The sequence below is a fragment of the Streptomyces sp. NPDC001714 genome, assembly GCF_042892755.1.
GTDB lineage: Bacteria > Actinomycetota > Actinomycetes > Streptomycetales > Streptomycetaceae > Streptomyces.
On the sequence record NZ_JBIAUL010000016.1, the window covers coordinates 181103 to 194328 of the forward strand.

Genomic DNA, 13226 nt, shown 5'->3' on the forward strand with positions numbered 1-13226 from the left:
GACTCTAGGCTGGTGCCGTCGTTGGGGAGCGTGAGGGCTACGGGGCGGCGGGGACCCTGGGGAATGCGCGGAGGAACTGACCAGTGGGCAAGAGAAGGCGCGTCGCCGAGCGACGGAAGCACAGACCCGCCGTCGTCGGCGGGGTGATCGCCGTCGTCGTCGGCGGCGTGGGCTTCGGCCTCTACGCGCTGTACGACGGCGGGGCCGCCGACGCGGCGTCGACGGCGAGGACGGCCGACCACAAGCCCGTCAAGACCGGCCCGCTGTCCGCCACCGAGGTGCAGACGACGGCGCGCACCTTCCTGTCGTCCTGGCAGCAGGGCAAGGTCACCCAGGCCGCCGCCGTCACGGACGACAGCAAGGCCTGCATCAAGCTCCTCACCGGCTACACCAAGGACGCCCACGTCACGGGCGTCACCCTCACCGAGGGCACCCGCACCGACGGCAAGGTCCCGTTCTCCGTGAAGGCGACGGTGTCGTACAAGGGCATCAGCAAGCCGCTGGCGTACGACTCCGCGTTCACCGTCATCCGCCGGACCAGCGACGGCAAGCCGGTGGTGAACTGGCACGCCGCGGTCGTCCACCCGGACCTCTCGGACGGCGACACCCTGGTCACCGGCGAGTCCGGCACCCCGCCCATCAAGGCCCTGGACCGCGACGGCGGGGAGATCACCACCGCCAAGTACCCGTCGCTGGGCTCGGTCCTCGACGGGCTGCGGGAGAAGTTCGGCAAGAAGGCCGGCGGCAAGGCGGGCGTCGAGCTGCGCGTGGTGCGCGGCGCGGCGTCGGAGAAGGCGAAGCTGTCCGACAAGACGCTCCTGGAGCTCAGCAAGGGCACGCCGGGCACCGTGAAGACCACGCTCAGCCCGACCCTGCAGGCGGCCGCCGAGAAGCAGGTCACCACGCAGAAGAACGCCTCGGTCGTGATGATGCGCCCGTCGACCGGCGAGGTCCTCGCCGTCGCCAACTCCAGCCACGGCTTCAACGTGGCCTTCCAGGGCTCGCTGGCGCCCGGCTCCACGATGAAGATCGTCACGTCGACGATGCTGTTCGAGAAGGGGCTCATCACCCCGGACGCGTCGCACCCCTGCCCGAAGACCTACAAGCTCGCCGGGTGGACGTTCCACAACGACGACGACTCCGAGATCAAGCAGGGCACGTTCAAGGTGAGCTTCGGCGCGTCCTGCAACAACGCCTTCATCAACTTCGCCCCCAAGCTCTCCAACAGCGATCTGACCACCGAGGCCCAGCAGGTCTACGGCCTCGGCATGAACAACTGGGCCATCGGCGTCCCGACCTTCGACGGCTCGGTCCCGGTGCAGAGCGGCGCGCAGATGGGCGCCTCGCTGATCGGGCAGGGCGGGGTGCGCATGAACCCGCTGAACATGGCGTCGGTGTCGGCCACGGTGGACACCGGCTCCTTCCACCAGCCCTACCTGGTCGCCCCGAGCGTCGACAACCGGACGATCGCGAAGGCCTCGCGGACGATGTCGTCGAAGACGCAGTCGCAGCTGAAGGAGGTCATGCAGTACACGGCGGCGTACGGTACGGCGGCCAAGGCGATGTCGGGCCTGAGTTCGAGCTGCGGCGCCAAGACGGGCTCGGCCGAGGTCGACGGCCAGAAGAAGCCCAACGGCTGGTTCACCGCCTACTGCGGGGACTTCGCCGCGGCGGGCGTGGTCCAGGCGGGCGGGCACGGCGGCGACACGGCCGGCCCGATCGTGGCGGCACTGCTGAAGCTCGGCTCCTCGCTGTAGCGGGAGGGGCGTCAGCCGGCCACGGGGGTGGCCATGTAGGTCCGCCGCAGGAAGCGCAGCAGCGCCTTCGACTCGAACTGCACCACCGACGTGCCGTGGTCGGAGTGGAACTCCACCACGGCCTGGACCCGCCCGAGCGGCCACACGCGTACGTCGCCGCTCTCGGCGGGCGCCCTGAGGCCTTGCTCCAGCAGCGAGCGCGAGAACGTCCACTCGTCCGTGCCGGGGAGGCCCACCCGCACCGTCCTCGGATCGGCGTCAGGGTCGTAGCGCAGAACGACGGGCACCGCGGGCGGCTCGTCCCGCGCGTCCTCGTCCGTGACGATGTGGGCTCGCGCATACTGCTCGACTACAGACATCGGACTGCCCTTTACGCTCCGTGTTCTGTGCGAAAGCTGTGCATCCGCTTTCTTATCCAATGTCGCACATTTTCCGGAATACGCTTTCGGAAGCCCCGCCCTCGCACCCGATTCCAGATGTGACGACCTTCCCGCTCTTGCAAAATTTCGTCATAGGCCGCTGCCGCGAACTAGCCCGCGCGCTCCCCGGCCGCGCACATCATCGATCAGCATCACCCGTCCGGGTGATCTCTCCCGGCCCGTCACCCTCGCCCGGCCACCGGTCCCTCGACTCCGAGTCGCCGCACCTGCTTGACGTAAGCCCCAGTGCCGTCCCCTCCCGAGACGCCGGCTCGCCCCGGCGGCCATCCGGCTTCCCCTGCCCGGAAAGAAGGGTGGGCAGGCGGCACATGGCGTGCCGACGGTCCGCGAGGACGTGGCGTTCGGACCGGCGGCGGCCGGCCTGAAGGGCGCCGAGCTGGAGGCACGCGTGCGTGCCGGCCTGGAACACGTCGGCATGAGCGACTTCGCCGAACGCCCGCCGCACCACCTGTCCTCCGGGCAGCGCCGCCGGCGGGCCCACCGCCGAACTCCTCGCCGACGAGGACCTGATGCGCGCCCACCGCCTGGAACTGCCCTTCGGGTTCGTCCCGCGTCCGTGACAATGGGCGCGTGACGCATCAAGAGGACGCCGGGCCCCCCACAGGGCCGCCGCGGCTGGACGACCAGCTGTGCTTCGCGCTGTACGCCGCGCAGCGCGCCGTGACCGCCGCCTACCGCCCGCTCCTCGACGAACTCGGGCTCACCTACCCGCAGTACCTCGTCCTGCTCGTTCTGTGGGAGCGGGGCGAGACCACGGTGAAGGAGCTGGCGGAGGCGCTCCGGCTCGACTACGGCACGGTGTCGCCGCTGCTGAAGCGGCTGGAGGGGGCGGGTCTGGTGCGCAGGGAGCGCTCGGAGCGGGACGAGCGCTCGGTGCTCGTCGCGTGCACCGGGCGCGCGGAGGAACTGCGGGAGCGCGCGGCGCGCATCCCCGGCGCCCTGCTCACCACGACCGGGCTCGACGGGGCCGACGTGGCGCGGCTGCGTGAGGAGTTGCGGGAGCTCGCGGACCGGGCGGGCCGGGCGGCGGCGCCCAGGCTCACGTAGCCCTCTTCTGTTACCCACGGTTTCCACCCCCCTGGTAGTCAAAGGGCTTCCTACCGGTCGGTACCTTGTGCACGATGTGCTTGCACACTTCTGTGTTGCCCACCACCGTTTCCGCCCTGGGGGAGGTCCCGCCGTGATCGAAGGCGCCACCGTCGACTCTCGTCCGACGAAGATCATGTACGTCGCCGAGGCGACCGCGCACGGCGGCCGGGACGGGTATGTCAGCAGTCAGGACGGCCAGATCGACCTCAAGGTCGCGATGCCGCCGGAGCTGGGCGGGGACGGCAACGGCACCAACCCGGAGCAGCTGTTCGCGGCGGGCTACAGCGCCTGCTTCCACAACGCGCTGATCCTCGTCGGCAACCGCGCGGGCTACGACCTGACCGGCTCCACGGTCGCCGCGAAGGTCGGCATCGGCCCCAACAAGCAACGCGGCTACGGCCTCGCGGTCGCCCTCAGCGTCTCGCTCCCGGTGCTGGACGCGGACATCGCGGCGAAGCTGGTGGACGCCGCCCACGAGGTGTGCCCGTACTCGAACGCGACGCGCGGGAACATCGAGGTGACGATCGTGCTCGGCTGACCCCGGGCACGTGCCGCAGACCACGTCGTACCGAGGAATCCGGGACCCCGCGGCCATGTTCCACTCACTGTCACCAGCGAGTGGGTGGAGGGATCCGGACGTGGACGTGCACGGCACTGTGGCGGCGGGCTTCGAGCCGGTCAGGGACGCGTTCGCGAGCAACTTCGAGCTGCTCGGGGACCGGGGTGCGGCGGTGGCCGTGTACCGGGACGGGCACCGGGTCGTCGACCTGTGGGGCGGCGCCCGGGACTTCGACGGAGACGCCGGCGACACGCCCTGGGAGCACCGCACCGCCCAGATCGTGCGCTCGGCGACCAAGGGCGTCGCCGCCGCCGTCCTGCTGCTCCTGAACCAGCGCGGCGAGCTGGACCTGGACGCGCCGGTGGGCGACCTCTGGCCGGAGTACAAGGCGGCCGGCAAGGAGCGGACGCTGGTACGGCACCTGCTCGCGCACCGCGCGGGCGTACCGGTGCTGGACCGGCCGCTCACACCCGCGGAGGCCGCCGACCCCGACCTCGGCGCGGCGGCCGTGGCGGCGCAGGCGCCGGTGTGGGAGCCGGGCACCGACCACGGCTACCACGCGCAGACGTACAGCTGGCTGACCTGCGAGCTGGTGCGGCGGGTGACCGGGCGGACCGTCGGCGAGTGGATCGCGGCGGAGATCGCCGGTCCGGCCGGTGCCGAGCTGTGGCTCGGGCTGCCGGAGGCGGAGCAGGCGCGCGTGGGGCGCGTGGGGCCCGTCGAGGGGCCCGCGACCGCGGGCGCGCTGCGGACCCGGCCCAAGCGGGCCGTCTCCGAGGCGTACGCGGACCCCGGCTCGCTGACCCGCCGGGCGTTCGGCGCGATCAGCCCGCTCCCGGACGAGAACGACCCCGCCTACCGCGCGGCCGCCCTCCCCGCCTCCAACGGCGTCGCCACCGCCGACGGCCTGGCCCGCTTCTACGCGTCTCTGATCGGCGAGGTCGACGGCGGCAGGCGGCTGTTCACGCCGGAGACCGTGGAGCTGGCCCGTGCCGAGCAGTCCGCAGGTCCCGACCGGGTGCTGGTCGTCTCCACCCGCTTCGGCCTCGGCTACATGCTGCACGGCAGCGCGTCCCCGCTGCTCTCTCCCGCCTCCTTCGGCCACCCGGGCCGCGGCGGCGCGCTCGCCTTCGCGGACCCCGAGTCGGGGATCGCCTTCGGCTATGTCACCAACGGCTTCCGCAAGAGCGTGACGGCGGACCCGCGGGCGCAGGCGCTGGTGCGCGCGGTGCGCACGGCGCTGTCGTAACCACCGTGCGCGCTCCCGCGCGCGCCTTCGCCTCCGCGTCTCTCACACGTTGATCGGGTGCGAGTGCCGCCCCGACAACGCGTCGATCTCACCGTGCGCCTTGGACAGCAACTGCATGGCCAGTTCGTTCAGGGCGCGGGCGCCGGCGATCTCCTCGCCGACTCTGGGCTGGTTGCTGTCGGACTCGTGCCGGCTCGCGTGGCCGTGCGCCCGTACCTCGGTGCCGTCGGGCAGGCGTACCAGGGCCACCGCGCGCGTGTGCGTGTCGTCCTCCAGGAACTCCATCTCGACATGCCATCCCACAGCGGTTTTCATCATGTTCATCACGGGACCACCTCCGGAATCGCTGCTTCCAGGGTGCTCCTCCGGGGCCCGGCCCGTCACGTCGACCGGGCCCGCTTCACCGCTCTCCCCCGCGCGGCCCCCTACTTGTCGTCGAAGCTGGCGAAGTACGCGGCGGCCATGTCCTCGTCGGCGTGCCCCTGGGCGGCGGCGCGGGCGAAGCGTTCGGCGGCCGCCTGGGCGACGTCGAGGCGCACGCCGTGGCTGGCGCCGGCCGCGACGATCAGCCGGGCGTCCTTCCCGGCAGTGTCCACCGCGAACGACGGCGGGGTCAGCCCTCCGTCCAGGATCAGGCCGGCCTTGGCCCGCAGGTAGCCCATGTCGAGGGGGCCGCCCGCGATCAGGTCGAAGAAGCGCTGCGGGTCCACGCCGAGGCCCTGGGCCAGGGCGAGGACCTCGCCGGTCGCCGCGGTGGCCGCGAGGACCCAGCTGTTGGCGACCAGCTTGAGCCGGGTCGCGGCGGCCGAGGACCCGTCGTCGCCGGTCCACACCGTGCGGGCGCCGACGGCGTCGAAGACGGGCGTGACCTTCTCCCGGCCCTGCTCGGGCCCCGCGGCCAGGACGGTGAGCTGTCCGGCCTCGGCGGGCTGGCGGGTGCCGAGGACCGGGGCGTCGTAGAAGACCAGGTCGTGCTCCGCGGCGAACGCGGCCAGTGCGGGGACCTGGTCGAGGCCCGCGGTGGTCGACTGGACCCAGACGGCCCCGGGACGCAGCGACCCGGCCGCCTCGCGCAGGGCCTCCAGGGCGGTGGCTCCGTCGTACAGCATGGTCAGGACGACGTCGGCGCCCTCGACGGCCTCGGCCGGCGTGCCGGTGACCTGCGCGCCGTCGGCCGCGAGGGGCTCGGCCTTGGCACGGGTGCGGTTCCACGCGCGGACGGTGTGCCCGGCCTTCAGGAGGTTGCGGGCCATCGCGGCGCCCATGATGCCGGTGCCCAGCACGCCCACGGTCGGCTTGTCGGTCATGACCTCTCCCTGTCCTCGTACGTTCCGCAGCCAGCTTGACGTACCTCGGGCCGCCCGGCGCGCGGCATCCAGGTATCCCGGCGAAGCGCCGGAAAACGCAGGGGACCCCGGTCCGCCGACCGGGGTCCCCTGGCGCGGGCGGCTGGGTCAGCCGTCGTTCTCCGCCGAGGGGAGGTAGGCGCCCGGTACGTCGTTCGGTGCGTAGACCTTCTTGTCGCCGGGGTAGGGCTTGGTCCAGTTGTGGGTCTGGTACCAGGTGTAACGGTTCATCTGGGTGGGGTTCGCGTAGTCCGGCACCGCGTTCTTGCCGGTCAGCCGCTGGTGCGAGGCCCACGTCCGCCACTGCGCCGCGACCTTGGCCTCGGCCGCCGGGACGGCGACCGACGTCGGCGCGGCCGCCGCGTGGGCGTCCTGGGCCGCCGGGGTGTCCGAGCCGCAGGCCGGCTGCGGGTTCACGCCGAGGGTCAGCGAGGTCCGGTTCGGGACCGCCGTGAACGGCGTGTCGTCCGCCTTGCCCGTGAATGCCCCGTACATCGGGGTGGCCGCGCTGTCGAGCTGGTTCATCGGGTGCACCCCGAGGATCTGCTCGATGGTGCGGACCATGGTGATCTGCGAGTAGTAGTGGTCGTCGACCGTGCCGTGCTGGGCGTACGGGCTGATGACCTGGACCGGGGCGCGGTGGCCGTCGACGTGGTCGAGGCCGGCCTGGGAGTCGTCCTCGACGACGAAGATCGCCGAGTCCTTCCAGTACTTGCTGTGGGTGATCTCGTCGACCATGCGGCCGACCGCGAGGTCGTTGTCGGCGACCTCGGCGGCGGCGTTCGCGGGGCCGCCGGTGTGGTCGTTGGAGAACCAGAACATGTTCAGGTTCGCCGGGCCGTTCTTCTCGAAGTCCTGCTTCCAGATCTGCTCTTTGTAGATGTCCGGGACGTTGAGGTCGAACAGCGGGAAGCCCTGCACCGACACGTCGTTGAGCGAGGGGATCGCCGAGCCCGTCTTGATCGGGTAGGCGGTCTGGGCCCCCGTCGCGGCCATGTTCTTGCTGTCGCAGTACAGGTTCTGCCAGGTCGCCCCGGCGGGCTTGCTCTCGTACGACTGGAACTCGCCGAAGTCCTTCACGGACTTACCGGCCGCCTGCGCTCCGGTCCAGATGAACCCGGTCTTCTGGTGGCCGAGGACGTCGTCCTCGGTGTCGTAGCTGCGCGTGTACTCGCCGGCCGACGACTCGGTGTACTCCGGGTTGTCCGACTGCATCAGCCAGTTGTGGCCCTCGGCGGAGTTCGTGCCGATGTCGTAGAAGTTGTCGTACAGGCCGAACTGCTGGGCCAGCGCGTGCTGGTTCGGCGTGACGTTCTCGCCGAACTGGGTGAGCGAGGAGTTTCCGTTGCCCTGCGGCAGGTCGCCGAAGACCTGGTCGTAGGTGCGGTTCTCCTTGACGAGCAGGAAGACGTGCTTGATCGTCGACGGGTCGCCGATCCGCTTCGGGACCGGAACGGCCTTCTTGTGGCTGTTGCTCTTCGCGGTCTTGACCGAGTTGGACGTCCAGCCGTTCTGCTTGAACACCTTGTTCGTCTCGGCCCTGACGACCTGGTCGCTCGGCATCGTGAACTGGGTGACGCTCGACGTGGTGTCGTGCGTGTTGTGCCCGGCGGCGTCGGGACGGAGTGCGTCGACGCCGCGGGTGTTGGCGACGACGATCTTCTTGCCGAGAGCGGTGATCCCCGACGGGAAGTAGTCGGTGGGGAGCAGGCCGACGTAGCGGGCGGGCTGCTGCGCGGAGGTGTAGCGGTAGACGGCGACGGCGTTGGCGCGGCCGAGCGTCACCAGGAGGCGGCCGTCGTCGGTCAGGGTGACCGCGTTGGGCTCGTAGCCGACGGACGCCTCGGGCCACGGCTGGGCGGAGATGGTCTGGACGACCTTGTCCTTGCGGCTGTCGATGACCGACACGCTGTTGTCGGCGGTGTTGGTGACGAACACCGCGCCCTTGCTCGCGTACACGGCGGTCGGGTGCAGGCCGACGTCGATGGTGCCGACGGCGGCGGACGGGTCCGCGGTGTCGATGACGCTGACCGTGCCGGTGGTGCTGGCGCCGGTCTCGGGGTCGGCGACCACGTTGGTGCCGTAGGAGTTGACGGTGGTGTCGCCGGCCTTGGCCGGGCGCCCGCCCTCGTTGCTGACGTAGAGCTTGCCGTCGACCAGCGCGAGGCCGCGCGGGGCGTTGCCGACCGCCCAGGTCTGCTTGATCGTGCCGGTCGCCGCGTCTATGGCGACCACCTTGTTCTGGCCGTTGACCGCCGAGTACACGGTGGAGCCGTCGGCGGAGAACACGGCGGCGCCCACCAGCGCCTGCTTGGAGCCGTCGGCCGCGATGTTGACGGCCGTCGGGTTGGCGAGGGTGCCGTCGGCGTTGACGGTGAACTTGGTGTAGCCGTTCGCCTGGCCCAGCCACAGCTGCTTGCCGTCGGGCGAGTAGGTCGGGCCTTCCTGGCCGACCGCGCCGCTGCTGATGCGCAGGTTGTCGGCCGCGTTGGTGCCGATCTTCTGCTTGACCTGACCGGTCGCCAGATCCACGACGACCAGGGAGGCGTCGCCGTCGGCGATCGAGGCGGCGAGCTGGGTGCCGTCCGGGCTGACCGTCGACGACATGATCTTGCCGTCGTTGATGACGCCGCGGGTGCCGTAGGGGTTGATGTACTGGTCGGCGGAGACGACCTGGCCGTTGGCGGTGGTCTGGCCGACCTGCTGGGTGCCGAACTGGTAGGTCGAGGCGACCGCGGTGCCCGTGACCCCGAGGGCGACGGCGATACCCGCCGTCACCAGCAGGGTGCGGCGGCCGACGTGCCTGCCGAAGAGGTGGATCTGCTTCTTCTCGTTGATCCGGCGCTGGCGGGTTACCTGCACGGAACTGTTTCCCTTCAGTGGGTTTCGAGCAGGTCGACGTTGCCGTCGAACTGCCACAGCGGATTCGGGGCGTCGCCGGTCGAGGTCCGTACCAGGAAGTAGCCGTTGACTTCCTTGGGACCGTCGCCGTCGGCCACGAACCGCCCGTCCGAGGTGATGTCGAGCTGGTAGACCGCCGTCCCCGTGACGGCCGTGACGCCGGGGAGGTGCCAGCTGACGACGCAACGCCAGTCGTTGCCCGCGCCCTCCTGGGCGGACTGGCCGTCGCTCTTGGTGCATGCCGCCGTGGCCTTCAGCTGGGCCTCGGTGACGGCGGGCCGGTGCAGCTGCTCGGTCTGCAACCGGTAGAGGTGGCCGAAGACCGTGGCGAGCGACTTCTGCACCTTGTCCTGTTCGATCCCGGAGCCCGCCGACGGGCCGGCCACGGCGACCGCGCCGACGGTGACGGCGGTCAGCGCGGCCAGCGGCAGCACGCCGAGGGTGAGCGCGCGGCGCCCGGAGCCGTCGTAGGCCGGGTTGGTGAAGTCCCGCCGTACGAACAGCACATGGGCGAGGACCGTGGCGAGCACCGCCCACGCCAGGCTCACCGCGACGCCGATCAGCAGCGGGGCGAGCTGCGCGGGGCTGGTGAACAGGCCGTTCCAGGAGATGAAGGCGTAGCCGGGCAGGGCGAGGCGCACGGCGACGGGCAGCGGCAGCATCTGGGCGACGGACATCGCGAGCGCGATGATCGGGGGCAGCAGCAGGCCCATCGGGGAGCGGCCGAGGGCGACCGAGCCGAGCAGCCCGATCGCGGCGAGGGAGAGGGTCGGGGCGAGGGCCGCGAGCCAGGCGAGCAGGACCCGTCCTGCCGCGTCACCGGGCGACAGCAGGTGGCCGTCGAGGCCGACCAGCGGCTGGTTGCCGACCGACGCAAGACCGCCCACCGTGCTGGAGGCGGCCAGTCCGGCCACCAGCAGCAGGATGACGGTGAGGCTGGCCAGCGACTTCGCCGCGAAGATCCGCGCGGGTGAGCGGACCGCCACCAGCAGGTGGCGCCAGGTGCCGAGCCGGTCCTCGGCGGCGAACACGTCGCCGGCGACCACCGACGTCAGCAGCGGCAGCGCCCAGGTGCCCGCGAAGCCCAGCATCACCAGCGGCCCGGCCCAGCCGGTCGCGTGCATCCAGCGTCCGAAGAGCGTGTCGGCGGGCAGTGTGCTCTGCCGGCTGACCCCCGCGACGAACAGCCCCGGCGCGATCCAGCAGGCGAGCACCAGCAGCCGGATCCGCCACTGCGAGACCAGCTTCACCAGCTCGAAGCGGTAACCGCGCGACACCGGGACGCGACGGGTGCCGACGGGTTCCGTGCCGGTGGGGGCGGTGGCGGTGGTCGCGGTCATCGTCCGGTCTCCTGGTGCTCGGTGAGGGCGAGGAACGCGGCTTCGAGGGGCGATACGACGGGGGCGAGTTCGCGCACCGCGACGCCCGACCGCACGACCTCCGCGACGAGTTCGTCGAGGGCGGGCACCAGGGCGCGTACGACGAGCACGTCGGGGTCCTTGCGCAGGCCGAGGCCGGTGTCGTCGACGATCCGGACGCCGGCCACGTCGGCGGCGAGCCGGCGTGCGGCCTCGGCGTCGGAGGTGCGCAGCCGGTAGTCGAGTTCACGGTTCTCGGCGGCCAGCTTGGTCAGCGGGCCGGAGAAGACGACGCGGCCGGTGGCGAGGATGGTGACCTCGGAGCACAGCGCTTCCAGGTCGTCCATCCGGTGGCTGGAGAGCACCACGGCGGTGCCGTCGGCGGCGAGCCGGGTGAGGACGCCGTGCACGTGCCTCTTGCCGGCCGGGTCGAGGCCGTTGGAGGGCTCGTCGAGGACGAGCAGCCGGGGCCGGGTGAGCAGGGCGGCGGCGAGCCCGAGCCGCTGGCGCATGCCGAGGGAGAAGCCGCGGGTCTTGTCGTCGGCGACGTCCGTGAGCCCGACTTCGGCGAGTACGTCGTCGATCCCCCCGGTCCCCGAGGCCTCCGCGGTTCGCGCGGTCCTCGTGTCGAGACCGCGCAGCGTGGCCAGCGCGGCGAGGTTCTGCCGGGCGGTGAGCGAGGGGTAGAGACCGGGCGCGTCCACGAACCCGGCGACGCCGTCGGGAGCCGTGAGCGCCCGTTCGACCGGCGCGCCCAGGATCTCCAGCCGGCCGGCGTCGGCGACGGCCAGCCCCAGCAGCAGGCCGAGCAGCGTCGTCTTGCCGGCGCCGTTCGGCCCGACCAGGCCATGGATCTGACCCTGTGTCACGTCCAGGTCCACGGCGTCCAGCGCGACGACGTCACCGAAGCACTTGCTGATCCCGCGTGCCCGGACTGCGTGAGGTGTGTCCATCAGTCCCATGCGTCCCTTCTTCCGCAATCCGCAGGGACTTTATGGAGAACACACATCCCAGGCACAGACGGTCGTCTGAACGGCCGAGGAACGGTTCGTCAAGGCAACGGCAAGTCCGCTTGACCTGCACCTGACTTGGCGCCGATGCGACCAACAGGCGCATGGTTCACCCATGTTCGCCGCGCTTTGTCCCACCGGCTACCCGGCGTGCAGCATCAGCCCGATCCCGACCACCACCAGACCCGCCGCCGCGATCCTGGGCGCCCCGAACCGCTCCTTGAAGAAGACCGCTCCGATGGCGGCGCCGACGATGATCGACGACTCGCGCAGTGCGGCGACCGGTGCGAGTTCGGCGCGGGTCTGTGCCCACAGGACCAGGCCGTAGGCGAAGACGGACAGCAGGGCGCCGAAGAGCCCCAGGGCCGCGAACGGACGGGCCGCGGTGAGCAGTCCGCCGCGTCTGCGGTACAGGGCGTAGGCCGGGATCGCGAGGCCCTGGAGGGCGATCAGCCAGGCGATGTAGCCCACGGAGGATCCCGAGGCGCGTACCCCGAGGCCGTCCAGGACGGTGTACGCGGCGATCGTCAGGCCGGTGGCGAGGGCGGCGCCGATCGCCGTCCAGTCGGGGCGGCTGCCGCGCAGGCCCCACAGGGCGACCCCGGTGAGCCCCGCGCAGGAGACGGCGATGCCCGCGGCCGCCGGGGCGTCGGGCACCTCGTGCGCGAACACGGCGGCGAACAGCGTGACAAGGAGCGGTGCGGTGCCGCGCGCGATCGGGTACGCCTGCCCGAAGTCCCCGAGCCGGAAGGAGAGCATCAGCAGCGCGAAGTAGGCGACGTGCACGACCGCGGAGGCGATCAGGTACGGCCATGCGCCGGCCGCCGGTATCGCGGCGAACGGCATCAGCAGCGACCCGATCAGCACGCTCCCGGCGGCGATCAGCGAGGAGCCGACGAGTTTGTCGCTGATCCGGTGGGCGATGGCGTTCCAACTGGCGTGCGTGACCGCGGCGAGCAGGACGGCCGCGGTGACCGCCGGGGTCACGTGGTGGGCTCGCGCACGTCCACGACGGTGGCGCCGGCGTGCTCCACCAGGGCGGTGGGCGCGATCGGGAAGACGGCGTGGGGGTTGCCGGCGGCGGCCCACACCACGTCGTGCCGCAGGAGGGCCCGGTCGGCGAGCACCCGCGTGCGCGTACGGTGCCCGAAGGGCGGCACGCCGCCGATGGCGTACCCGGTCGTCTCGCGTACGACGTCCGCCTTGGCCCGGGTCACCTTGCCGGCGCCGAGTTCCTTGCGGACCAGGTCCACGTCGACCCGGGAGGCGCCGTCCATCAGCACCAGCACCGGCACCCCGTCGGCCGCGAAGATCAGCGACTTGCAGATCTCGCTCAGCTCGCACCCGACCGCGGCGGCGGCCTCGGCCGCGGTACGGGTCGCGTCCGGGAACCGCCGGATCCGCGAGGTCAGTGCTCCGAGGCCGAGTTCCTGCAGGGCGGCGGCAAAACGAGGATGGGCACCGGAGTCCCCGGCGTCGGCGTCAGTGGCGGCTGTCGTCGTCATGGGGGCACGCTA

Annotated in this window: 12 protein-coding genes and 1 pseudogene; 5 read left to right on the forward strand and 8 right to left on the reverse strand. The window is 71.7% G+C overall.

Annotated elements, in window-relative coordinates; translation table 11 throughout:
- The first annotated feature begins 83 nt into the window (after nucleotides 1-83).
- The gene (locus ACFY0P_RS35805; RefSeq protein ID WP_388922863.1) at nucleotides 84-1757 is read left to right on the forward strand and encodes a penicillin-binding transpeptidase domain-containing protein; all 1674 of its coding nucleotides are present in this window, start codon (nucleotides 84-86) and stop codon (nucleotides 1755-1757) included.
- A gap of 11 nt (nucleotides 1758-1768) precedes the next feature.
- On the opposite strand, the gene ACFY0P_RS35810 is transcribed toward ACFY0P_RS35805, so the two are convergent.
- Entirely contained in the window at nucleotides 1769-2116 is a 348-nt protein-coding gene (locus ACFY0P_RS35810) for an SsgA family sporulation/cell division regulator (protein WP_388922866.1), read from the reverse strand.
- A 394-nt stretch (nucleotides 2117-2510) separates the two neighbouring features.
- On the opposite strand from ACFY0P_RS35810, the pseudogene ACFY0P_RS35815 reads away from it, so the two are divergent.
- The 4 genes and pseudogenes from ACFY0P_RS35815 to ACFY0P_RS35830 form a co-directional block, all read left to right on the forward strand.
- Nucleotides 2511-2757, forward strand: a pseudogene (locus ACFY0P_RS35815) (hypothetical protein); the annotation flags it as partial.
- Nucleotides 2758-2767: 10 nt separating this feature from the next.
- Nucleotides 2768-3244, forward strand: a complete 477-nt coding sequence (locus ACFY0P_RS35820) for a MarR family winged helix-turn-helix transcriptional regulator (protein ID WP_388922869.1) — start codon at nucleotides 2768-2770, stop codon at nucleotides 3242-3244.
- 175 nt (nucleotides 3245-3419) lie between these two features.
- Nucleotides 3420-3824: an organic hydroperoxide resistance protein gene (locus ACFY0P_RS35825; protein ID WP_352365832.1), complete on the forward strand. Its 405-nt coding sequence runs from the start codon at nucleotides 3420-3422 to the stop codon at nucleotides 3822-3824.
- Nucleotides 3825-3924: 100 nt separating this feature from the next.
- Complete coding sequence (locus tag ACFY0P_RS35830; protein ID WP_388922872.1) at nucleotides 3925-5094, forward strand: serine hydrolase domain-containing protein; 1170 nt, start codon at nucleotides 3925-3927, stop codon at nucleotides 5092-5094.
- Between the two features lie 42 nt (nucleotides 5095-5136).
- On the opposite strand, the gene ACFY0P_RS35835 is transcribed toward ACFY0P_RS35830, so the two are convergent.
- The 7 genes from ACFY0P_RS35835 to ACFY0P_RS35865 form a co-directional block, all read right to left on the reverse strand.
- Nucleotides 5137-5412 carry a DUF1876 domain-containing protein gene (locus ACFY0P_RS35835; RefSeq protein ID WP_089102439.1) on the reverse strand — a complete coding sequence of 92 codons (276 nt, stop codon included), beginning with the start codon at nucleotides 5410-5412 and terminating at the stop codon, nucleotides 5137-5139.
- Nucleotides 5413-5519: 107 nt separating this feature from the next.
- On the reverse strand, nucleotides 5520-6401 hold the full coding sequence (locus ACFY0P_RS35840) for an NAD(P)-dependent oxidoreductase (protein WP_388922875.1): 882 nt from the start codon (nucleotides 6399-6401) through the stop codon (nucleotides 5520-5522).
- 147 nt (nucleotides 6402-6548) lie between these two features.
- Nucleotides 6549-9302: an alkaline phosphatase family protein gene (locus tag ACFY0P_RS35845; protein ID WP_388922877.1), complete on the reverse strand. Its 2754-nt coding sequence runs from the start codon at nucleotides 9300-9302 to the stop codon at nucleotides 6549-6551.
- A 14-nt stretch (nucleotides 9303-9316) separates the two neighbouring features.
- The gene (locus ACFY0P_RS35850) at nucleotides 9317-10681 is read right to left on the reverse strand and encodes an ABC transporter permease (protein WP_388922880.1); all 1365 of its coding nucleotides are present in this window, start codon (nucleotides 10679-10681) and stop codon (nucleotides 9317-9319) included.
- Nucleotides 10678-11652 (reverse strand): ABC transporter ATP-binding protein, encoded by a 975-nt coding sequence (locus ACFY0P_RS35855; protein ID WP_388923208.1) that lies wholly within the window; start codon nucleotides 11650-11652, stop codon nucleotides 10678-10680. The genes ACFY0P_RS35850 and ACFY0P_RS35855 overlap by 4 nt, the downstream gene beginning before the upstream one ends.
- Nucleotides 11653-11850: 198 nt before the next feature.
- On the reverse strand, nucleotides 11851-12696 hold the full coding sequence (locus ACFY0P_RS35860) for an EamA family transporter (protein WP_388922883.1): 846 nt from the start codon (nucleotides 12694-12696) through the stop codon (nucleotides 11851-11853).
- Nucleotides 12693-13214: a YbaK/EbsC family protein gene (locus tag ACFY0P_RS35865; protein WP_388922886.1), complete on the reverse strand. Its 522-nt coding sequence runs from the start codon at nucleotides 13212-13214 to the stop codon at nucleotides 12693-12695. Before ACFY0P_RS35865 ends, ACFY0P_RS35860 begins: the two co-directional genes overlap by 4 nt.
- Between the last annotated feature and the right edge of the window lie 12 nt (nucleotides 13215-13226).

Excerpts from the sequence above, each read along its gene's own strand:
- ACFY0P_RS35810 (WP_388922866.1), bottom strand. The coding sequence starts at position 2,116 with ATGTCTGTAGTCGAGCAGTATGCGCGAGCCCACATCGTCACGGACGAG.
- ACFY0P_RS35825 (WP_352365832.1), top strand. The coding sequence starts at position 3,420 with ATGTACGTCGCCGAGGCGACCGCGCACGGCGGCCGGGACGGGTATGTC.
- ACFY0P_RS35835 (WP_089102439.1), bottom strand. The coding sequence starts at position 5,412 with ATGATGAAAACCGCTGTGGGATGGCATGTCGAGATGGAGTTCCTGGAG.
- ACFY0P_RS35840 (WP_388922875.1), bottom strand. The coding sequence starts at position 6,401 with ATGACCGACAAGCCGACCGTGGGCGTGCTGGGCACCGGCATCATGGGC.
- ACFY0P_RS35850 (WP_388922880.1), bottom strand. The coding sequence starts at position 10,681 with ATGACCGCGACCACCGCCACCGCCCCCACCGGCACGGAACCCGTCGGC.
- ACFY0P_RS35855 (WP_388923208.1), bottom strand. The coding sequence starts at position 11,652 with ATGGACACACCTCACGCAGTCCGGGCACGCGGGATCAGCAAGTGCTTC.
- ACFY0P_RS35865 (WP_388922886.1), bottom strand. The coding sequence starts at position 13,214 with ATGACGACGACAGCCGCCACTGACGCCGACGCCGGGGACTCCGGTGCC.